We start from the raw sequence: 23,468 nt of genomic DNA on the forward strand, positions 1-23,468 counted from the left end.
ATTATTAAAATAACTAATGATTACATTGCCTAATTACCAAATTATAGAATTAATTGGCGAAGGAGTAAAAACTAATGTTTATCATGCTATCAGCATTCCAGATAGTAAACTGGTGGTTATTAAAATTTTAAAAACAGAATACCCTGAATTAAAAGATATAGCGGCCTTAAAACATGAGTATGAACTAATTAAGAATTTAGATATCCCAGGAGTAGTTAAAGCTCATGGTTTTGAAAAATACAACAATTGTTTTGCCCTGGTTTTAGAAGAATTTGATGGTACTTCCCTCCACAAAGTTATTCAAGAAAAGAAAATTGGGTTACTCGATTTCTGTAAAATAGGTATTCAAATTACCCAAGCACTAGGTGAATTACACCGAAAATATATTATTCATAAAGATATTAAACCACAGAATATTATTGTTAATTTAGAAACCCATCAAGTTAAAATAATCGATTTTTCTATTTCATCATTACTATTTCAGGAAAAAGCCAAGCTCAATAATCCTAATTTGCTAGAAGGAACTATAGCCTATATGTCTCCAGAGCAAACAGGTCGAATGAACAGGTCAATTGATTATCGTACAGACTTTTATTCATTAGGTGTAACTTTTTATGAAATGCTCACAGGTCAGTTACCATTTATCGTGACTGACCCAATGGAGTTAGTTCATTGTCATATTGCCAAACAACCTATATCAATAAACCAATTAATCCCGGAAATACCTGAAGTAGTTTCTGAAATCATCATGAAATTACTTAGCAAAACTGCTGAGGAAAGATATCAAAGTGCTTTGGGAATTAAAGCTGATTTAGAAAAATGTCTTAACCAGTTAGTCGCAGTTGATTCTATCACTACATTTCCTATTGGTCAGCATGATCAGTCTAGCCAATTACAAATTCCTGAGAAATTATATGGACGAGAAGCAGAAATAGATATTTTGATGGCTGCTTTTGAAAACGTCAATCAAGGTCATAAAGAATTAATATTAGTTGCAGGTTACTCAGGTATCGGTAAATCAGCCTTAGTGAATGAAATTCATAAACCTGTTATTAAAAACAGAGGCTATTTTATTGCAGGTAAATTTGAACAATTTCAGCGTAATATTCCTTATGCTTCACTAATTCAAGCCTTTCAAGAGTTAATGCAGCAATTGCTGACAGAAAGTGGACAACAATTAGCTAATTGGCGAGAAAGAATTTTAGCGGCTTTAGTCCCTAATGCTCAAATTATCATTGATGTTATTCCCGAACTAGAACTAATTATTGGTAAACAACCAGAAGTACCACAACTAGGGTCAGCCGAAGCACAGAATCGCTTTAACTTGGTGATGCAAAAATTTATTAATGTTTTTGCACAAAAAGAGCATCCATTAGTTGTATTTTTAGATGATTTACAGTGGGCAGATTTAGCCTCATTAAAATTAATTCAACTATTAGCGATCAATAGTGATATTCAATACTTATTTCTCATAGGAGCTTATCGAGATAATGAAGTTGATAGCAGTCATCATTTAATGCTGATTTTGCAGGAGATTGAAAAAAATCGTACTCCCATCAATATTATTTACTGCCAAAATCTTAAAATAACTGATGTTTGTCAATTAGTGGGTGACACTCTAAAATCTGGGTTAGAAGATTCCAAAGAATTGGCTAAATTGATTTTCCATAAAACTGGTGGTAATCCATTTTTTATCAACCAATTGCTAAAGTTTATTCATCAAGAAAATTTACTTGTATTTAACTTTATTACTGGTCAATGGCAATGGTATATTCAGTATATCCAGATGCTAGATATTACTGATAATGTTGTTGATCTGATGATAGGTAAAATTCAAAAACTCAAAGATAATACACAAAATATTATAAAAATAGCCGCTTGTATTGGTAATCGATTTAATTTAAATACACTATCTTGTATTAATGAAAAATCCCACAATGCTACAGCATTAGATATTTGGGAAGCCCTGCAAGCTGGTTTAATTATCCCTTTGAGTGATAATTACAAACTACCACAACTGTTAGATGATGTTGACATTTTTGTCATTGATTATAAGTTTCTTCATGATCGTGTACAACAAGCAGCCTATGCGTTAATTCCCGATGAGCATAAGAAGGAAATTCACTTAAATATTGGCAGGCTGCTATTAAAAAATATAGATAAAAGTTTACTAGAAGAAAAAATCTTTGATATTGCTAACCAGTTAAATATGGGTGCTGGACTCATTACTGCTCCAGAAGAAAGGTATAAATTGGCTGCATTAAATCTGATGGCTGGACGTAAAGCGAAAGATTCTACTGCTTACGAATCTGCTGTAAGCTTCCTTAAGCAAGGTTTAAATCTACTTGATATTGACTGTTGGCAGAAGCATTATGAATTAACACTTGACCTTCATGTAGAAACTGTAGAATCTGCATATTTAAATACAAATTTTGAGGAAGCAGAACCATTATTTGCCACTGTTATCGCTAACAGTAAAAATATTCTTGATGCTGTTAAGGTATATGAGAAAAAAATTCAATTTTACGTCGGTCAAAATCGAATGAGAGAAGCATTAGATTTAGATTTGCAGGTACTAGGAATGCTAGGAGTTTCTTTGTCCCAAACTCCACCAGCAGAGTTAAAAATTGAAGAATTAATCAATCTCCCAGAAATGATGGACCCTAGTAAGCTGGCTGCAATGAGGATACTAATGACAGCTATGCCTCCTGCTTATTTAGCAGATCCTGCACTTTTACCATTGATTGCTTTTACAATGATTGATCTATGCTTGCAGTATGGAAATTCATCTTTTGCAGCTTACGCTTATGGTTTTTATGGGCTAATTTTGTGTGGGCCTCTTAATAATATCGAATCAGGATATAGATTTGGTAAATTATCCTTACAAATTTTAAATCAATTCAATGCCAAGGAAATAAAGTCTAAAGTTTATGCCTTGTTTAATATTTTTGTTAGGCATTGGAAAGAGCATATTCAAACAACTATAGAACCGTTACAAGAGGGTGTTCAAAGTGGTTTAGATACAGGGGATATTGAATATGTTGGCTACAATGGTTTACTAGTTTGTTGGCATCCTTTCTGGAGCGGAGAAAATCTAGAAACTGTTGAACAAAGATTAGATAAATATATTAACTTAGCACAAAGGATACAGCAAGAACACTTTACCGTTTGTTTGCTGATATTGAAACAGTTACTAACTGAACTTAAACAAGGTCTGAAAAATGAAGTTTACTTAGATGGTGATGACTTCAATAATTCAATAATGCAGAGAATGGCAGGTAACATTACAGCTATATTTTATGCTTATCTTGCTAAAAGTATTTTGAGTTATTTTTTTAAAGATTATAGTCAGGCTGTAAAAAATGCTGAATTAGCACAGCAGTATGAAGTTGCTGTTGGTGGCACTTTTTATTTAATTGAATATAAATTTTATTACTCGCTGGCACTGCTAGCTCTTTGTTTAAATCTAACCTCTGATGCAGATATAACATCTGCCTTAGAAAAAGTATCAGAAAATCAGCAGCAATTAAAAGAATGGGCAGATCATGCACCTATAAATAATCAACATAAATATGAATTAGTAGAGGCAGAGAAAGCACGAGTATTAGGACAAGTATTAATAGCAATGGAGTATTATGAGTGTGCCATTCAAGGCGCGCATAAGTTTGGATATATTCATGAAGAAGCACTAGCTTATGAATGTGCAGCAGAATTTTACTTTAGTTTAGGGAGAAATGAATTTGCTTGCCTCTATATAACAAAGGCACACTATGGTTATCGTCATTGGGGAGCAAGTGCTAAAGTGAGAAATTTGGAATCTAAATACCCAGAATTAACTGCTAAGATATCTAGTCAATATCCGGCAGACTTTACAAATACTAATATCACTACTTCTACTGCTAGTGAGAAGTCAAGTGGATTAGATTTAATTTCAGTTATTAAAGCATCACAAACTCTGTCAGAAGTCATTTTACTAGATAATTTACTAGAAAAATTAATGACAATTGTGATTGAGAATGCTGGCGCTCAAACTGGTATTCTCCTGTTGGAAAAAGCCGGCAATTTATTGATTGAGGCTAAGGCAAGTGTAGATAAAGATGATGTAACTGTTGGTCAATCAATACCATTTGAGGACAGCCAACAATTACCAATATCTGTGATTAATTTTGTCAGAAGAACAAGGAAAGATGTAGTTTTGTCTGATGCCAGTAATGAAGGAAGCTTTATCCTAGATCCCTATATTATTAAACAGGATATAAAGTCTATCATCTGTACTTCTATTCTGAATCAAGGTAAATTAATTGGTATACTTTATTTGGAAAATAATTTAATAGTAGGAGCATTTACTGCGGACAGAATACAGATATTAAAGTTACTATCTACACAAGCAGCTATTTCTCTGGAAAACGCTCGACTTTACGCTAATTTAGAAGAAAAGATAGAAGAAAGAACTAGAGAATTAAATGAAAATAATTTGCGCTTAAGGCAAACATTACACGAATTAAAACTGACACAAACTCAGCTTATTCAAACAGAAAAAATGTCTAGTTTGGGGCAAATGGTTGCTGGCATTGCTCACGAAATTAATAACCCTGTAAGTTTTATTCATGGTAACCTAAGTCACATTGATAATTATGCCAATGACTTACTCACTTTAATTGACATTTATCGAAGTATTTATCCTGAAGCAACGCCAGAAATTGAAGAGTTTTTAGAAAATATTGACGTTGATTTTATTAAAGAAGATATGCCGAAAACTTTATCTTCTATGAAAATTGGTACACAGCGTATTCGGGAAATTGTGCTGACACTACGTAATTTCTCGCGGTTAGATGAGGCTGATATGAAACCTGTGGATATTCATGAGGGGATTGAAAGTACTTTACTCATTTTACAAAGTCGTCTCCAAGCCAAACCAGGTAAGCCTGCAATAGAGATTATTAAGAATTATGCTGAATTACCAAAAGTTGAGTGTTATACTGGGCAGTTGAATCAGGTATTCATGAATATCCTCAATAATGCCATTGATTCTTTGGAAAAGTTAAATCGGGAACATAATTTAGAGGAGATTAAGACTGATGCTAGTGCGATCGCTATTCGTACCGAAGTAGTCAATCCTGATTTAGTCGCTATTTCCATTAAGGATAATGGGTTAGGGATGAGTGATAGCGTTAGACAAAGAATATTTGACCCTTTTTTCACTACTAAACCTATAGGACAAGGTACTGGTTTAGGATTATCAATCAGTTATCAAATTGTAGTAGATAAACATCGAGGTAGCATAGAGTGCATTTCTACGCCTGGGCAAGGTGCAGAATTTATCATTCAAATTCCCTGTCGACAAAAGTGAGTAGTATAGTTTAATTATGTTTCTTTAATTGATCAGGTTACATCAAATGCTTCCTTCGCATTCCTTACCGGGCAAGGATTTTCTCTATTCATAGAGTAGTTCAGGTGTTCGCATTAAAGTAGCTGGAATGTTTACAGTTTGACTAACATTGATTAAGTAAGCCTCATATAGTTAAGTGAAGTAAAAACTTATCCATTCCTTTTTACCAGCCCTTACGTAACAAATATTTATGAGTTAAAATAGTTACATAATTTCTTCATTAGATTTTATTCGCTAATATTAATAATAATGTCAAGATGAACGTAAGACTTAAAAAAGTCATGCAATGTTAGGCACTTTACTAGTCGGTCGTTATCAAATCCGTCAAATGTTAGGCGGAGGTGGATTTGGTAAAACTTATATCGCACTTGACACTCAACGCCCTGGTCAACCTAAATGTGTCGTCAAGCACTTTCAACCTGTAACCCATAACCCAGAGTTTATGGAAACGGCCAGACGGCTATTCACCAGCGAAGCAGAAACACTAGAAAGACTGGGGCATCATGATCAAATTCCTCGTCTTTTAGCATACTTTGAAGAGCATCAAGAATTTTTTTTTGGTACAAGAATTTATTGACGGGCATTCACTAAAAGCAGAAATGCCACCTAATCAACCTTGGACAGAAAAAAAAGTCATAATACTTCTACAGCAAGCCTTAGATATCTTGCAATTCATTCATCTTCACAAAGTGATTCATCGAGATATCAAACCGGAAAATATTCTCAGAAGGCTACATGATGGTAAGTTAGTGCTGATAGATTTTGGAGCAGTTAAAGAAGTCCAAACACAGATCAGCGCAATTAGTGGACAAACAGAAATGACTGTTGCTATCGGCACACCAGGATATATGTCTTTAGAACAGTTCCGAGGTAAACCCCGTCTCAACAGTGATATTTATTCTCTAGGTATAGTTTGTATTCAAGCATTAACAGGAGTACATCCCAGAGAACTAGCAGAAGATCCCGTATCAGGAGAAGTTCTCTGGCAAAATAGTGCAGAAGTTAGCCCTGTGTTAGCATCTGTGTTATCTAAAATGGTGATAAATAACTTTAAACTTCGCTACCAATCGGCTACAGAAGTTTTAGAGGCGTTACAACAGAATTTTCATCTTCAAGCAGAAACTCAAATAACTGTTGCACCATCAACATTGACACAACAGCCTCCGCTTACTCTATCCCAACAGCAAAGATTAGGATTACATAGCAGTAATAGTTCTATTCTTTCCTTAGAACAGTATAACTATCTAGAAAATGTACTCACAACTTTCGTTGGCCCCATAGCAGCAACGTTATTACGAAGGACAGCATCAGCTTCTAGTTATCAAGAATTGATCGATAGTTTGGCTTTACATTTAACAGCCAATCAACAAACTGAGTTTAAGAAAAAAGTAGAACCGCTCCTTGAGCAACCCACCATTAAGTACGAAAACATCTCTAATAGTTTACCAGAAAAAATCCAACCAACTACAAACTCTGGTATTAGTGATGCTTTGGTACGTGAGTGTGAACGGGAGTTACTAGACTTAATTGGGCCAATTGCTGTTTTCCTCATTCAAAAAGCAAAAAAATCTACTAGTGCAACAACCTCTCGTACGGAATTTATTAAAATTGTATCGGATGAAATTCCTGATGCTCAAAAAGCTTGGCAATTTCAGCAGCGATTACTTTCTTAAAACTGGATATAAATTAAGTATAGCTGGGGACTGAGGACTGGGTGAAAAGTCTTGTTGTGTCTGGGTTATATCATCTATTGATGTCCTAACACTACTAGCGACAGCTATATTTCTTGTTAGGAAACAGCAAAAAATAAATTAGCTGAAATCGATGGCTTGTTAAGGTGTGTCAGTCTGAATAATTTCTGATTATAGTTCAATACGGTTCAGTTAAGTCTAAAACCTGGGGTTTGTGAAATAAGGAATATTCCTCACTACAAACTATTTTCTTAACTAAACTGTATTAGATTATGCTTAGGTTCATGAGGAACTGAAGCACCCTACATTTTGGATATTTTTTTTATCTGAAAGTTCCTTAATATATAGTATTCATTCATTTTGTTTGTTTAGCATATCCATAGCTATTGTTAAGCTATATTTCATACGATTAAAAGCTGCTGCTAAACCACCAATTTCATCATTAGTTTTATCTTCAAATTCTGCACTCATGTCTCCAGTGCTGACTCTTTGCGCGATGTTTTCAATTTTTCTAATGCGCTGAATTACGGTTTTCTTAATGAGGAAGTTAATTATAATCACAACTATGGCAAAGATAACAACCAAAAACGCCATAATTCCTAACCAAGTACTTTGGGCATTATTAAAGACTTCTTCTGAAGGAACAGAGATAATCTGAGCTGCGACAATCTCATTCAGTTGCCACCCAAAACCATTTTCTGAACCATAAGTTACCAATTGGCTCTTGGGTGCTTTTTCTGGTGTAGAGTGGCATTGCAGACAACTTTGTTCTTTCACGGCCAATGGTCTGGCAATATAAAATACCGTGCCTTCAGGCAAAGTACGGAAGCTAGCAATTTCTGGCAGTGAAGGATTCTTGCGAAAGCGTTCCACGATCGCCGCTTCATAGCTATCGGCTTTGTCTCGTAAATTAGTTGGGTTCAGTGTAGCTTCTTTATAAAAGAAATTTTGATACTGTTCATTTTTGCGTAAGTTTTCAAATACTTCTGTTGCAGAGAAAGCGGGAACTGTTTCTGGAATAAAGGCTGCTTGAGTCTCTAGTTGAGGCAACAGCAAATTTCTGACTCTATCTTGTGTATATTGTCTTACAGAAGTCATTGTGTTTAAAAGCACCAAAGCTTTGGAAATTACTTCTGTTTGCGCTCGATTCTGGAGTATGCTGGATAAAGCAGCCCCACTTACTACAATGCTAATGATAAAAACGATAGTTAATAGTAAGTTGAATTTTGTACCGATCTTTATTTTTTTTAACATTAGTGTAAATTTTTTAGATAAAGCTTTATCAAGGATTGTAGTAAAATACTTTAGCGAAGATAGCTTATAAAAGCAAGATAGTTTATTAATTAAAGTTAGTAATGTCTAGTAAGTTTTCACGGCGTTTTTTTTTGGACAATCAATTTTCCTAATAGTTAATGCCTGTACATCTCAACAGCAATCTAATGGTTTATTAACTATTGGTGTAATTAACTATGATGGTGGAGCAAAAATAATCAATCAGTATGCTGGATTTAAGCGTTATTTAGGAGAAAGAACAAAAGCTAAGATTACTTTAGAACCTACTTTTAATGAAAATAAAGCGATTGAGCGCCTAGAATCTCGTGCTTGGTCATTAGTGTTTGCTCCGCCAGGCATAGCAGCTATAGCGATTTCCCGCTATCAATATATTCCTTTATTCCCTTTAATTGGTGTGAATAATTTGCGTTGCGTTTTCATTACCCGCGAGGACAGCAACATCCGTGATTTGCAAGATTTACAGCGTAAAACAGTAGCTCTAGGACAATTAGGTTCAGCTACAGGATATTATTTACCGCTTTATAATCTTTATGGTCTAACGCTGGCTGAAATTTTGTCTGCACCTACACCAAAAACTATTATGGAATGGGTAGCTGAAGGAAAAGCAGCAGCTGGTGCTGTTTCTATGGCAGAATTTAATCTTTATAGCTCAAAATTCCCAGGAACTAAATTTCGTATCCTCTACACAGATCCCCATTATGTTCCACCTGGTGTTGTGTTGATGGAATCAACTATAGAAAGCAAACGCCAAGAATTCATTCGCAAAGTTATGAGTGAGTTTCCTTCAACTTCAGCGCAAGAGATTGGCTATATACCCAATGCACAAGTCCCAAATTACAAATACATGATTAGTGTGGTGGAACGAGTACAGCCAATTGCTTCTCAATTGCAAAGTAAGCCGGTGCAGTTATTTAATAAAACAATTTAAATTTTTGTCGGCGAGAGAGTTTAGGGACTAGAGTTGAGAAAAGTATTTAAGTGCGAAACCCTACCTCGTTTTGGCTGATAGCAAAATTAAGTAGGACTTACGCATGAAAACGAAAGATCAAGGGTTTGGAGAAGGGTATAGGGGTGTAGGGGTATAAATGTTTGAAACCCTTACACCCTTACACCCAGTTTCAAAAGAAAATCTGGGTGCGTAAGTCCTATTAAGGTAGGGTTTTGTGATAATTTAATATACCTAACCTTGATGGCGAGGGGCATTGAAGGCTTCCCAGGCGGCTTTGGCGGCATTTTGTAGACGTACACTAAAATCTACAAAATCTTTCATCATTAAGTGCCAGTTTTTCTCGGTTTCGTCCTTCAAAACTGCCCAAAAGTATTCTAAGCGATCGCTGCGATCCATAATTCTTTCCTTGTCAAGATTTTCTCGTATCCTCCGAACAGCGTTTAAGTAAGTTTCGCGGGTGAAAGTTCCTGCTGATTCGGCTTCAGCTTGCGCGCGTCTTCTGAGTGCTTCAATCAGCGCTTTAGTTTCGCGCTTTACTTCATCAGTTTCGCCGGCCATCTCCGCTTCCACTATTTCATCAGTTTGAGGACTAATTTCTACCACCACGGCAGATTCAACAATTTCGACAGATTCGATAATTTCGATGTTGTCAGCATTCATAGTTGAAATATCCTTTGAGTCATGAGTTAACAGTCAATAGTTATCTACTACCTAAGCTATTGTTGGCAGTTGTTTTTCTAACTTCAGCAGTGCTTGAACTCTTGCTTCGGTGGATGGATGGCTGGAAAATAAGTTACCTAAAAACTGCCCAGAAATGGGGTTGATAATTAATAGCGGCTCAAAAGCTGGGTTAGCATTTAAGGGCATTTGTCGCGCTGTGGCTTCCAGTCTTTGTAATGCGCGGGCTAGGGCGCGGGGATTACCTGTTAATCTGGCAGAACCAGCATCAGCAGAAAATTCTCTAGTGCGGGATATGGCTAGCTGAATGATAGTGGCTGCTATAGGTGCAAGTACAACAGTTAACAAAACACCTAAAGGATTTCCGCCTCTTTCGTTATCTCGTCCACCTATCCCACCGAACCATAAGCTATAACTCACCATTTGTGCCAAGAAAGAGATAGCACCGGCAACAGTAGCAGCTACAGCTTGTGTTAATGTGTCTCGGTTAATAATATGTGTAAGTTCGTGGGCGATGACAGCTTCTAATTCATCCTCTGGCAATATATTTAAAATACCTTCGGTGACAGCCACCGCCGCGTGTTCTGGATCTCTTCCTGTCGCAAAAGCATTAGCAGTTTGACCTGGAACAATATACACTCCTGGCATGGGAATATTAGCGCGTTGTGATAATCTCTGCACCGTGCGATAAAGTTTTGGCGCTTGACTTTCGCTCACAGCTTGAGCGCGGTAAACTGCCAAGGCAATCTTATCTGATTGATACCATGAAAGCAGGTTTGTCACTGCCGCCAAGCCAATACCAATCATCAAGCCGCTACTACCGCCAATTACCCAATAACTGATAGCAATTAGTAAGCCACTGAGGGCAGCAAGCAAAGCAAGCGTTTTAAATTGATTTCCCATATTTGCGCTCTCCTGCTAATGCTGTATTGATTTTTTTAATCTTTTATAGACAACTAGATTACTTGAGTTGCACTTTGATTTTATCTATCTAAACAGGGATTTATCAGGTAGAAATTGCGCTCCAACATGAGTACGGTTTTCCGTCTCAAGTGGCAATAATCTTGTGTTATTTTAATTCAAAATTTAAAATGAAGAATAAGAATAATGGGTTAATTTCGTTCGATATTGAGAGCGATCGCTAGTTCATATCCTTATGTGGTATGGTAATAATTACTAATGGCGATGGAGTTCGCCAAAACCGCTATTCTAGTCAAAAAATTAATCTAGAAGGCTGATGACTCCTACTTTTCTTGCTTGCTGCGGGAGGGTAGGAGTTTGTTGTATACATCACCTGGCTTCCTTGTAGTAAGTCTTGATCTACAAATCGCAACACTGGCAGTCAAGGTATGTTATTCAGCATATTGTGGATTTTAATCATGGGCTTTTTTGCAGGTCAAATTGCCCGTCGCTTAACAGCACCGCCGTTAATTGGCATGATTCTAGTCGGGATTTTTGTAGGCCCCCAAGTTGGTAATGTCATCAGTCAAGATGTGCTTGGCGCTGCTGATGAATTAAGAACGGTGGCGGTGACAATTATCCTGATGAAAGCTGGGCTGGGATTGGACAGGGAAAAACTGGCCGAACAGGGAAGTGTGGCATTGCGCTTGGGATTTCTACCTGCAACAACCGAAGCGATCGCCATTGCTATTGCTTCTATAATTATCTTTAAATTTGATTTTCCTACTGGCTTACTTTTAGGTTGTGTCATTGGTGCTGAGTCGCCGGCGGTAATTGTGCCAGGAATGTTGAGGCTGAAAAGTTTAGGCTTGGGAGTTACAAAAGGGATTCCCGATGCCATTTTGACAGGTAGTGCCTTATCTGATGTCTTGCTATTACTTGTCTTTAGTCTATTGTTGAATTTCTTAGGTGATGGTGGTGTTGAGCAAATCACCCTTATAGGAGTATTTACATTAAATACACTGTATTTACTCCCCATACAAATACTCATGCAAATCGTCTTGGGGTTGTTATTGGGGTATTTAGCTGCGCGTTTAATAGTTTTGCTGTTAACAAAACAAAACTGGACACAAAATGTCGTTCAAGACACCGTAATTTCCGCAAGTTTAGCTTTATTTTTAGTAATTATTGCTAATGCTCTACCTTACTTCTCCGGCTATTTAGCAACAATAGCAATGGGATTTTTCTTAATTGAATTAGATGCTCCCTTAGCGAGAAGATTGCGCGGCGGATTCGATGGTTTATGGGTAGTAGCGGAGATTTTTTTGTTTGTCTTGTTAGGGGCAACAATTCAACTACAAGTTTTAGAAAACATCTTGCTACCAGGAATTTTAATTCTGGCCATTGGTTTATTTATTGGTCGAATGATTGGTTGGTATCTTTCAACTTTGGGTAGTAATTGGAACTGGCACGAAAGACTGTTTCTGCTACCAGGAAACTCAGCTAAAGCCACAGTGCAAGCTGCCATTGGGGCAATTCCCCTAGCCCAAGGTATTGCGGGAGGTGAGATAATTTTAGCGATCGCTGTGCTTTCAATTCTCATTACTGCACCCTTGGGCGCTTGGGCAACAACTGTCTTTGCACCTAAATTGTTAACGAGAGGAGAAGTTGACCCTACAAAAGTGACAATAGCTACACGTACTTTATTGCTAGCAGCAGTAGATACATCCAGTTTAGCCACAGAGGTTTTAACCAAAGTTGCAGATTTAGCACGACGCAGTAACGGTGAGGCGATCGTTTTACACGTAGTTAATACCTCGCATCGGCAAGATGTTGAACAAGTGCAAGCACAAGCAAAACAGCTATTATCAGATATTAGATATCAATTTCTCACTGTTACTGGTGCTGTTCCCGAAGAAATTCTTCGCATTGCCGAGACATATAATGCAACGGCAATTGTGATGGGAAAACGGGGACATCAACCTTGGGAGAAAGTACTGATTGGCTCAGTATCCCAAGCTGTCTTAGAAAATAGTTCCATACCCGTCATCTTGCTGGACACCCGGCCAGAAAAAAATTAAATCTGGCTGTACACAATTGATTAGATTACGGGAGACAGTTTACTCTGTTGTAGATATCGAAATTCAACAGAAGTTGGGACTATCTCCCCTTACTGCATAGTTTTGTATGAGAATTGCCTTATTCACCGAAACCTTTTTGCCTAAGGTTGACGGTATTGTGACACGCCTGCGCCACACCGTTGATCATTTACAACGTCTGGGAAACGAAGTTTTAGTGATTGCCCCTGATGGGGGCATTACTGAACACAAAGGAGCGAAAGTTTACGGCGTTAGCGGCTTTCCCTTGCCTCTGTATCCAGAGTTAAAAATGGCACTTCCTCGCCCAGCTATTGGTTACGCCCTAGAAGAGTTTCAACCAGATATTATTCATGTTGTGAATCCGGCAGTCTTAGGTTTGTCAGGAATTTTTTACAGTAAAGTCCAAAAAATCCCCTTAGTAGCTTCTTATCATACTCATCTACCCCAATATCTCCAACATTATGGTTTAGGAATGCTAGAAGGGTTGCTGTGGGAACTGCTAAAAGGAGCGCACAATCAAGCTGTCTTAAATCTTTGTACTTCCACCGCGATGGTGGCAGAACTATCAGGACACGGTATCGAACGAGTGGATTTATGGCAAAGAGGAGTAGACACAGAATTATTTCATCCTGAATTAGCCAGTTTAGAGATGCGATCGCATCTGTCACAAAACCACCCAGAAAACCCCCTATTATTATATGTAGGTCGTCTTTCTGCTGAAAAAGAAATTGAGCGCATCAAACCCATCCTAGAAGCAATTCCCCAAGCGAGATTAGCCCTGGTGGGAGACGGCCCCCACCGCCAAGCATTAGAAAAACATTTCTTTGGTACAAATACTCATTTTGTCGGCTATCTCACAGGACGTGAATTAGGTTCTGCTTTTGCCAGCGCCGATGCCTTTATTTTTCCCTCTCGCACAGAAACTCTGGGTTTAGTCTTACTAGAAGCAATGGCAGCCGGCTGTCCAGTAGTCGCCGCCCGTTCCGGTGGTATCCCTGATATCGTCACAGATGGGGTCAATGGTTATCTTTTTAACCCAAAAGCCGATATTCAAGATGCCATTAATGCAACCGTCCGCCTCTTAGAAAACGCCCAAGAACGTGATACCATCCGTCAAAATGCTCGTCGAGAAGCCGAAGGGTGGGGATGGGCATCTGCTACACGTCAGCTACAAGATTATTACCAAAAAGTGTTAATTAAAGAAAAGTTAGCAAAAGTAGGTTGAAGAAGGCAGTCCTGATGAAAAAATTTCACAGTCATAGATGAAAGATATATTTCCCCTACAACCTCTTTTCAGGCAGGGGAAAAGAAAACTATTAGCAACGGACAACGGACAACTGACCAATAACTAATGACTCTTCCCAATCCTGGTAGCGTTTTGGCTTCGTTAACAGAACTGACTCAAGTTAATCGTACCCACGCTTTATTGCGTCGGGTCAAAGACCTTTCTGTTAACGAATTTGTTTGCTTGCTAGACTTTATCACTGCCGAATTTCAACAATTTCTCAGAGCAATTGAACTCATTAATAATGAAGCTCTAGAAAATATGTTGGAGAAAGTGTTGGAAGCAATTACACTGAAAATCGGTCAAATTCTCCAAGCAGAACATACAGCCATTTTCTTAGTTGACTATGATAAATGTCAATTATGGTCAAAAGTACCCCAAGATAATGGGCAGAAATTTTTAGAAATTCGTACTCCCATTACTGTAGGAATTCCTGGTCATGTTGCTAGTACAGGTCAATATTTAAATATCTCAGAAACTGCTACTCATCCTTTGTTTAGCCCAGAATTAGAGAGACAAATGGGCTATAAGATTAATAATATTTTATGTATGCCTGTCGTTAGTAGCAAAGATCAAATTGTCGCAGTAGTACAATTAGCTAATAAGACAGGAAATATACCCTTCAATCGAAATGATGAAGAGTCTTTTCGTGATTTTGCTGCTTCTATTGGGATTATTTTAGAAACCTGTCAATCTTTTTATGTTGCAGCTCGCAATCAACGGGGAGTCACAGCACTTTTACGCGCTACTCAAACACTAGGGCAAAGTTTAGATTTAGAGGCTACTTTGCAAATAGTGATGGAACAAGCCCGAATTTTGATGCAGGCAGACCGCAGCACATTATTTCTGTATCGCAAAGAAATGGGCGAACTCTGGACTAAAGTAGCAGCAGCAGCAGATACCACACAGTTAATAGAAATTCGGATTCCGGCGAATCGCGGTATTGTCGGCTATGTGGCATCTACAGGCGATGCGCTGAATATCTCTGATGCTTATAAAGACCCCCGGTTTGATCCAACAACAGACAGAAAAACAGGCTATTTGACCAGAAATATTTTGTGTTTGCCAGTCTTTAATTCAGCCAATGAATTGATCGGAGTAACACAGTTAATTAATAAGCAACAAGGAAGTTTTACGGCTTCTGATGAAGAGTTTATGCGGGCTTTTAATATTCAAGCCGGAGTTGCTTTAGAAAATGCTCGTTTATTTGAAAATGTATTACTAGAAAAACAATATCAAAAAGACATTTTACAAAGCTTGTCAGATGCTGTAATTTCTACAGATATGGCCGGGAGAATTGTCACAATTAATGATGCAGCCTTGGAATTACTCGGTTGTCCTTTAGGTGATGCTAATCATAAAAGTAATAAGCTGCTGTGGGAACAAAATTTAATTGGTCGCGTAGTTTGGGAAATTGTACCAATTGAAAATTTGCAGATGCGCTTAGAAGATAGTTTAAAAAGTGGTGCTAAACATTATGTGCCAGAACAAAGTTTGATAGTGGGAATTTATCAATTACAAATGTCTGAAAGTCGGGTTTTGCATGAAACTCAAGACTACTCTATTTTGACAGTACGCGATCGCATCAACCCAGATATTTTTCTCCCCTGGAATTTACCCCAAACCCCCCAGTCGCAATTTATCACCCCGGAAGAAGTACAAATCTTAGAACGCAGTATTAATCTTACCGTTAATCCTTTGACGAACCCAGAAGGCGGTGTCCGTGGTGGTTTGGTAGTTTTGGAAGATATTAGTCAAGAGAAGCGCCTCAAAACTACTATGTATCGCTACCTTACACCCCATGTAGCTGAACAGGTAATGGCTTTAGGGGAAGATGCCTTAATGGTTGGTGAACGCAAGGAGGTGACTGTTTTATTTTCAGATATCCGAGGCTACACCACACTTACGGAAAATCTAGGTGCGGCTGAAGTGGTATCACTCCTGAACCAATATTTTGAAACAATGGTTGAAGCAGTTTTCAACTATGAAGGCACACTGGATAAATTTATCGGTGATGCTTTAATGGCTGTTTTTGGTGCGCCACTACCACTCACAGAAAATCATGCTTGGCAAGCAGTACAGTCAGCATTAGATATGCGCCAACGCCTGAAGGAATTTAACCAACGACGCATCATTCAGGCACAACCACAAATCAAAATCGGTATTGGTATTAGTTCTGGAGAAGTAGTTTCTGGTAACATCGGTTCTCACAAGCGTATGGATTACACAGTCATTGGTGATGGTGTGAATTTAAGTTCCCGCTTGGAAACTGTCACCAAAGAATATGGCTGTGATATTATCCTCAGTGAGTTTACTTACCAATTATGCAGCGATCGCATTTGGGTACGTCAGTTAGATAAAATCCGAGTCAAAGGGAAACACCAAGCTGTCAATATCTATGAGTTGATTAGCGATCGCAGTACTCCCTTAGATGACAACACCCAAGAGTTCCTCTTTCACTATCATAATGGTCGGACTGCCTACTTAGTCCGCGATTTTACCCAGGCGATCGCTTGTTTTAACTCAGCTAAACATATTCGACCCACAGACCAAGCTGTCAATATTCACCTAGAACGCGCCTACAATTATCAACAAACTCCACCACCTCCTCAATGGGACGGCGTATGGACAATTTTCACAAAGTAGGATTGCTAAGTGTTGAGTGATAAACAGGGAGTTAATTTTGTTGGCGTAGCCTACTCTGCGAGTTCTCAGCAGGAGTAGCCGTAGGGGATTTTGAATTTTGAATTGATTCCCCTCTCTCATTTTCCCGCACTTTCAGAGTTATCGTCTCCATTTTGAAATGGATGTTCGCCGATTTGTAGTTGTTTTTTGGTGCGCTTTAAGTGTTTCCACAAAGCTTTTATTTGGTCGTAAGCTTCATCTGGTGACAACTTTCCCCCTGTCTCTAAGTTGCAAATATAACTTACTTTCTGGGCAAATTCCTGTAAATTAGCGTTGAAAACTAAATTTTCTGGCTTTACTTGGCCGTAATAACGGCCACGAGGATAGAGAAAATTGTCTTTGCTCATTATGCTTTTCTCCATTTTATTTAACTCCTTTATGTTTAACATCTAAAGATGAATCTCTAGTATCCATCTCAACTGTAATTCAGTAGAAATACAGTACGAAGACCACTAATTACTTAATTTATTTCATCTTCTCCAATAAATAATATTTGACTATTTAAAATGCTTTTGAGATTTTTATGTATTGCTGGCTACATTTTTGCGATATTCAAGCCAGTTAGCTATTTTTGCACCGAGTCTAAAATCTCAGATATTTGAATGTCAAGATTCAACGAATTTTATTCTTGAGCCAATCTTTTCCAATGGATGTATAGAAAAATCTGCCTTGTTGGTCTGGAGATGAAAATACTAATGCTTTGGTAATCAGTATTTTACTTATTTTTTGATTAATGATTTACCTCATATATATTAGGTTCAGATAATAGAAAACTTGATGTCATTTATCTTGTTTATCTCTCAAATAAACGTATCAATATATACTTGCAGTTAACACAAAAAATTGAATAGTTACAAAAATTATTCTTTGTGTTGGTCTAATCTTAACATTGATGTAAAAAAGTACACATTAAGCTATCTGCGTTTAAATTGCATGATTCATCATGAGGAATGTTGACCGTTGACTGTCAACAGTTAACAGCCCTAATTAGTAGTTATGCCATTTAGACGCGCATTAGCTTACTCTCAAAAAATATCGCAAACCAAGAAGTATTGCTTCTGCTTGAGGTAAGAATTCAGTTTGTCATAGTAATGTGGCAATCCCTAACTTAGGTAAGAATCGCCATATCGGGATATAGATAGAGCAAAATAGGATATCGCACACCTCTAACATTAAGATTTCTCTTAATTTTGCCAGATTTCGCAGGCTGGTGGTCTTAAGTTACCATCAGCTATTTTGCCATGTGGTCAGGTGCAGCATTGATTTTCTGCAATATTCCCCACCCAAAATTGCCTCACTGACTACAGACGAATAGCTAATCGTGAATAACTAAAGATAAAATGGTGAAGCCCGAAAGGACAAAAGCTGCTCATCGCTCAAACTTTACCTCCCACCATGTCTGTTCATTCCAAGCTATACGAAGGCAAAGCTAAAATTCTCTATACTACCGACGAGCCAGAAGTCTTGCTGGCTGATTTTAAAGATGATGCCACTGCCTTTAACGCGCAAAAGCGCGGCAGTATCATTGGCAAAGGCAGAATAAATTGTAGTATTTCCAGCCAGCTTTTTCAGCAGTTGGAAGCATCTGGGATCAAGACGCACTTTATTGATAGCCCTGCACCCAATCAAATGCGGGTGAAAGCCGTAAAAATCATACCGCTAGAAGTAGTAATACGTAATATTGCTGCTGGTAGCTTATCTCAGCAAACAGGTATAGAGCTAGGTACAGTCTTAAAACAGCCCCTAGTAGAGTTTTATTATAAAAACGATCAGTTAGGAGATCCACTATTAACACGCGATCGCCTGCTGTTAATGGAACTAGCCACGGCGGAACAAGTAGAGGAAATTACTCATCTAGCATTGCAAATAAACGATTTCCTCAAAAACTTCTGGCAGAATTGCGGTATCACCCTAGTAGACTTCAAACTAGAATTCGGTTTGGACTCACAACAGCAAATACTCCTGGCTGATGAAATTAGCCCTGATACCTGCCGTTTGTGGAACACAACAGAAGCCGACCCCAATCGCCGCGTTATGGATAAAGACCGTTTCCGGCGCGACCTGGGAAATGTAGAAGATGCTTATCAGGAGGTTTTACAAAGAGTACTAACAGCAGTAGAAATTAAAAATTAGATGTATCAGGAATAATTTTTGATTATTGCAAAACAAACAAGTATATTTGTTTTTTTACCTTTGGCATAAACAAGCAATTGCCTGGTAATGGTGTGTGGATGTGAAGAGGAAGAAAGGAATTAAAGACGATGCGTTTATCTCCCGTATTAGTGGCGGCTGTAGCAATCACAGCACCCTTGAGTAGTTCATTAACTGCAAATGCCCAAACTCCTACAAATTCAGAACAAACATTAGAGGCGATCGCCCCAGCGACAAATCAGCAGCCAGAACAAGATGTGCGTTCAGAATCCCCGGAGGATTTCACAACTGTCAAGGCGCTGGCAGATATGCAATCCCCATCTGTGGAATTCTCAACAGATAAGTCAACTAAATCCGCAGCAACGACGAAAAAAGATGTAATTGTACCCACTTTAGAGACATTAGTGGCTACAAAACCGCCCATTCAAGAAAGCAACCCTACGACTAAGATAGCGTCTGTAGAAATTGGCAAACCAACATCGACTGCGGTTTTTAGGAGTCAGTATCAGACAATAAATTATGGTAGTTATGGGCGATCGCTCACATCAGGTGTTAGCGCATCACCATCACCACAGAAAACAGCAAATTTACCCTCACCAGCTCCTAACCCCCTGGAAACTAGAGCGACAACAGCCAAGCAACTTGTACAAGCCCCAGAACAACCTGCACCCCAGCCAGAAGTAGCCCCCCCAACCACCGAGCAACCAGCACCTGCACCAGCCCCTGGGACTACACCAGGGACAGAAAATTTCAACACTCCTAACGCCACACCTGAAACCACAGAACCCCGTGTATTAGTTTCAGAAGTCCTCGTAAGACCGCAATCAGGACAACTAACTCCCGAATTAGAAACCCAAGTTTATAACGTAATTCGTACTCAGCCAGGACGGACAACCACCCGTTCCCAGTTACAAGAAGATATTAACGCTATCTTTGGCACAGGCTTTTTCTCCAACGTCCAAGCATCACCAGAAGATACACCATTAGGGGTGCGAGTCAGCTTCATCGTCCAGCCCAACCCCGTCTTAAGCAAAGTAGAAATTCAAGCCAACCCTGGGACTAACGTTCCCTCAGTCCTACCCCAGGCTACTGCTGATGAAATTTTCCGCGCTCAGTATGGCAAAATTCTCAACTTGCGGGATTTACAAGAAGGGATTAAGGAATTAACCAAACGTTATCAAGACCAAGGTTACGTTCTCGCCAATGTTGTAGGCGCGCCCCAGGTTTCCGAAAATGGAGTTGTCACCCTGCAAGTAGCCGAAGGGGTCGTTGAGAATATTAGCGTCCGCTTTCGCAACAAAGAAGGACAGGATGTCAACGAACAAGGACAACCAATTCGGGGACGGACACAGGACTATATCATCACGCGAGAAGTGGAATTGAAACCAGGACAGGTATTCAACCGCAACACCGTCCAGAAAGACCTACAACGCGTATTCGGGACAGGATTGTTTGAAGATGTCAATGTTTCCCTTGACCCCGGTACAGACCCCACCAAGGTGAATGTGGTGGTAAATGTGGTAGAACGCAGCAGTGGTTCAATTGCGGCTGGTGCTGGTATCAGTTCTTCTAGTGGTTTGTTTGGTACAGTCAGCTATCAACAGCAAAACCTCAACGGCAGAAATCAAAAACTAGGCGCAGAAGTACAACTAGGCGAACGAGAATTGTTGTTTGACCTGCGGTTCACCGACCCTTGGATTGGTGGTGATCCTTACCGCACCTCTTACACCGCCAATATTTTCCGCCGTCGTTCTATCTCCTTGATTTTCGACGGGAAGGACGAAGATATCAGAACATTCGACCCTGGTAATCCTAATGATACAAACGGGCAAGACCGTCCTCGTGTCACCCGTCTAGGTGGTGGTGTTACCTTCACCCGCCCTCTATCGGCTAATCCTTTTGAAAGAGCAGAATGGACAGCCTCAGCAGGTTTGCAGTATCAGCGAGTTAGTACCCGCGATGCTGATGGTAACTTGAGAAAAGACGGGGCTGTGTTTGATGATAATGGCAACCGCACCAGTGAAATCGTTCCCCTCAGCTTTTCTGGGACGGGAGAAGATGACTTATTACTAGTGCAACTAGGCGCACAGCGCGACCTCCGCAATAATCCCTTGCAGCCTACTAGCGGTTCTTTCTTACGTTTTGGTGTAGATCAATCAGTACCTGTCGGCTCAGGTAATATTTTCCTCACTAGGTTCCGGGGTAGCTACAGTCAATATCTCCCCGTGAAATTTACAGGTTTTAGCAAAGGGCCGGAAACCATAGCCTTTAACATCCAAGGTGGCACAGTCCTTGGTGATTTGCCCCCCTATGAAGCCTTTACCCTTGGTGGTAGTAACTCAGTACGTGGTTATGAAGAAGGTGCTTTAGGTAGCGGACGCAGTTTTGTGCAAGCATCTGTTGAGTATCGTTTTCCTGTTTTCTCTGTAGTTAGTGGCGCTCTATTTTTTGACGTTGGTAGCGACTTAGGAACCAGTACCAGAACTGCTGAAGTGCTGAATAAAAGCGGTAGCGGCTACGGTTATGGTCTTGGTGTACGTGTGCAATCACCATTGGGGCCAATTCGTATTGACTATGGTATCAACGATGACGGTGATAGCCGCATCAATTTCGGTATTGGAGAAAGGTTTTAGGTTGCTTAACTGTTAACGGCTACGGATTTTCAGGGTGTTTACCAAAGATGAATTATGAATAACAAAAATCTCTATATACTGGCTGTATTCGTATGAAACAGCACACTCTGGCAGAGGCGATCGCTCACACTGGAGTAGGGCTGCATAGTGGTGTCAGTACCCATGTACGCATACTACCTGCTGATGCGGGTAGTGGTCGTTACTTCGTGCGGGTGGATTTGCCAGACTCCCCAACTATTCCAGCCCAAGTGGCGGTAGTGAGTCAAACTGTTCTCTCCACTCAGTTGGGTGGAGGTGAAACAGGTGTGCGTACAGTCGAGCATTTATTAGCAGCCCTGGCGGGGATGGGTGTAGATAACGCCCGTATTGAAATTGATGGCCCAGAAATCCCGCTTTTAGATGGTTCAGCCCAGGAATGGGTAACGAGCATTGCTGAAGTTGGCTTAGTAGCCCAAGCAGTGACAAACAATCTAGCTTCCTTTGATATCCAAGAACCAATTTGGATTCATCAAGACGACGCTTTTGTAGCTGCTATCCCGGCATCCGAAACCCGCTTTAGTTACGGCATTGACTTTGACTTACCAGCCATTGGTAATCAATGGTACAGTTGGTCACTCACTACCGAGCCAGATACTAGCTTCGCTCAAGAAATTGCCCCTGCTCGTACTTTTGGTTTATTACATCAAATCGAATATTTACAAAAGTCTGGGTTAATCAAAGGTGGTAGTTTGGATAATGCCCTTATTTGTGGCCCCGATGGCTGGGTAAATCCACCATTAAGATTTGCAAATGAGCCAGTACGTCATAAAATCTTGGATCTAGTAGGAGATTTGAGTTTACTGGGATATTTTCCCCGCGCTCATTTTCTAGCGTATAAAGCCAGCCATAATTTACACATTCAACTGGCACAGCGAATTTTAGCTTTGAGTAACTAAATTTCGGCTTGGAGCTAAAATTCCTTGTTACACGTACCTACATTCATGACAAGATTACAAATTAACCACCTTGCCAATGTCAACCCTCTCTGAAGTGAAAGCACCCACATCTACAGAACAACCCGCCACTAATGAGGCGACGACACCACCCGAAATTAAAACGACTTTTACATCTGAAGAAATTCAGAAATTATTACCCCACCGCTACCCGTTCTTGCTTGTAGACAAAATTATTGACTACACACCAGGAAAACAGGCAGTAGGTATTAAAAATGTCACTATTAACGAGCCACATTTCACCGGTCATTTCCCAGATAGACCACTAATGCCAGGAGTACTAATTGTCGAAGCAATGGCTCAAGTAGGTGGTATTGTGATGACGCAACTGCCAGGCTTAGAAGGTGGTTTATTTGTATTCGCGGGTATTGATAAAGTCCGTTTCCGCCGTCAAGTAGTACCAGGAGACCAACTGGTAATGACAGTGGAACTGTTATGGATTAAACAACGTCGTTTCGGTAAAATGCAAGCCCGTGCAGAAGTTGACGGTCAACTAGCAGCCGAAGGCGAATTAATGTTTTCGCTGATCAACTAGCAAATAGCTTTCGTGGTATCGGTACAACCGTGAAGTACTTTTACTCAACCCTGAAACAGGATACCAGTAAAAAAAAATAGCCACAAGAGCATCTTATAATTTCTTGATTTTCGCCGCTCACACACTCAACTTGCTTCGCCCGACACTTTCGCTCACTGACCATTTACATACTCAGCAACGCCAGAGGC

General features: G+C 39.5%; 15 protein-coding genes and 1 riboswitch. Of the genes, 11 read left to right on the plus strand and 4 right to left on the minus strand.

Annotated elements, in window-relative coordinates; translation table 11 throughout:
* Positions 1–16: 16 nt before the first annotated feature.
* The 3 genes from ACN222_RS11285 (at position 17) to ACN222_RS11295 (ending at position 7,062) form a co-directional block, all read left to right on the plus strand.
* The gene (locus ACN222_RS11285; protein WP_010996415.1) at positions 17–5,350 is read left to right on the plus strand and encodes a trifunctional serine/threonine-protein kinase/ATP-binding protein/sensor histidine kinase; all 5,334 of its coding nucleotides are present in this window, start codon (positions 17–19) and stop codon (positions 5,348–5,350) included.
* A 325-nt stretch (positions 5,351–5,675) separates the two neighbouring features.
* Entirely contained in the window at positions 5,676–5,966 is a 291-nt protein-coding gene (locus tag ACN222_RS11290; protein WP_419756901.1) for a hypothetical protein, read from the plus strand.
* Complete coding sequence (locus tag ACN222_RS11295) at positions 5,947–7,062, plus strand: protein kinase domain-containing protein (RefSeq protein WP_419756902.1); 1,116 nt, start codon at positions 5,947–5,949, stop codon at positions 7,060–7,062. Before ACN222_RS11290 ends, ACN222_RS11295 begins: the two co-directional genes overlap by 20 nt.
* A 369-nt stretch (positions 7,063–7,431) precedes the next feature.
* Here ACN222_RS11295 and ACN222_RS11300 read toward each other — a convergent pair whose 3' ends face one another.
* The gene (locus tag ACN222_RS11300; RefSeq protein ID WP_010996417.1) at positions 7,432–8,334 is read right to left on the minus strand and encodes a c-type heme family protein; all 903 of its coding nucleotides are present in this window, start codon (positions 8,332–8,334) and stop codon (positions 7,432–7,434) included.
* A gap of 235 nt (positions 8,335–8,569) precedes the next feature.
* Here ACN222_RS11300 and ACN222_RS11305 point away from each other — a divergent pair, with 235 nt between their 5' ends.
* Complete coding sequence (locus tag ACN222_RS11305) at positions 8,570–9,301, plus strand: phosphate/phosphite/phosphonate ABC transporter substrate-binding protein (protein ID WP_313949413.1); 732 nt, start codon at positions 8,570–8,572, stop codon at positions 9,299–9,301.
* A 252-nt stretch (positions 9,302–9,553) separates the two neighbouring features.
* Here the strand turns inward: ACN222_RS11305 and ACN222_RS11310 are convergent, their stop codons facing one another.
* Both ACN222_RS11310 and ACN222_RS11315 read right to left on the minus strand, forming a co-directional pair.
* Complete coding sequence (locus ACN222_RS11310; protein ID WP_010996419.1) at positions 9,554–9,982, minus strand: hypothetical protein; 429 nt, start codon at positions 9,980–9,982, stop codon at positions 9,554–9,556.
* A gap of 51 nt (positions 9,983–10,033) precedes the next feature.
* Positions 10,034–10,903, minus strand: a complete 870-nt coding sequence (locus ACN222_RS11315) for a zinc metalloprotease HtpX (RefSeq protein ID WP_010996420.1) — start codon at positions 10,901–10,903, stop codon at positions 10,034–10,036.
* A 269-nt stretch (positions 10,904–11,172) separates the two neighbouring features.
* Positions 11,173–11,254: riboswitch (Fluoride riboswitch) on the plus strand.
* 95 nt (positions 11,255–11,349) lie between these two features.
* On the opposite strand from ACN222_RS11315, the gene ACN222_RS11320 reads away from it, so the two are divergent.
* From ACN222_RS11320 to ACN222_RS11330, 3 genes are all read left to right on the plus strand, one after another.
* On the plus strand, positions 11,350–12,981 hold the full coding sequence (locus ACN222_RS11320) for a cation:proton antiporter (RefSeq protein WP_010996421.1): 1,632 nt from the start codon (positions 11,350–11,352) through the stop codon (positions 12,979–12,981).
* 106 nt (positions 12,982–13,087) lie between these two features.
* A complete protein-coding gene (locus ACN222_RS11325; protein ID WP_010996422.1) occupies positions 13,088–14,224 on the plus strand; it encodes a glycosyltransferase family 4 protein in 1,137 nt (378 codons plus the stop codon).
* 126 nt (positions 14,225–14,350) lie between these two features.
* Positions 14,351–16,930: a GAF domain-containing protein gene (locus tag ACN222_RS11330; RefSeq protein WP_010996423.1), complete on the plus strand. Its 2,580-nt coding sequence runs from the start codon at positions 14,351–14,353 to the stop codon at positions 16,928–16,930.
* Between the two features lie 116 nt (positions 16,931–17,046).
* Here ACN222_RS11330 and ACN222_RS11335 read toward each other — a convergent pair whose 3' ends face one another.
* Positions 17,047–17,331 carry a DUF7219 family protein gene (locus ACN222_RS11335; RefSeq protein ID WP_190449595.1) on the minus strand — a complete coding sequence of 95 codons (285 nt, stop codon included), beginning with the start codon at positions 17,329–17,331 and terminating at the stop codon, positions 17,047–17,049.
* Positions 17,332–18,364: 1,033 nt separating this feature from the next.
* Between ACN222_RS11335 and purC the strand changes: the two genes are divergently transcribed.
* The 4 genes from purC (at position 18,365) to fabZ (ending at position 23,280) form a co-directional block, all read left to right on the plus strand.
* Complete coding sequence (gene purC / locus ACN222_RS11340; protein WP_010996425.1) at positions 18,365–19,102, plus strand: phosphoribosylaminoimidazolesuccinocarboxamide synthase; 738 nt, start codon at positions 18,365–18,367, stop codon at positions 19,100–19,102.
* Positions 19,103–19,230: 128 nt separating this feature from the next.
* Positions 19,231–21,753 carry a BamA/TamA family outer membrane protein gene (locus ACN222_RS11345; protein ID WP_044521308.1) on the plus strand — a complete coding sequence of 841 codons (2,523 nt, stop codon included), beginning with the start codon at positions 19,231–19,233 and terminating at the stop codon, positions 21,751–21,753.
* A gap of 92 nt (positions 21,754–21,845) precedes the next feature.
* The gene (lpxC, locus tag ACN222_RS11350) at positions 21,846–22,688 is read left to right on the plus strand and encodes a UDP-3-O-acyl-N-acetylglucosamine deacetylase (protein WP_010996427.1); all 843 of its coding nucleotides are present in this window, start codon (positions 21,846–21,848) and stop codon (positions 22,686–22,688) included.
* A gap of 76 nt (positions 22,689–22,764) precedes the next feature.
* Positions 22,765–23,280, plus strand: coding sequence for a 3-hydroxyacyl-ACP dehydratase FabZ (gene fabZ / locus ACN222_RS11355; protein ID WP_010996428.1), 516 nt, complete (start codon positions 22,765–22,767; stop codon positions 23,278–23,280).
* Positions 23,281–23,468: the final 188 nt, after the last annotated feature.

This window comes from Anabaena sp. FACHB-595 (assembly GCF_048568275.1).
GTDB lineage: Bacteria > Cyanobacteriota > Cyanobacteriia > Cyanobacteriales > Nostocaceae > Trichormus.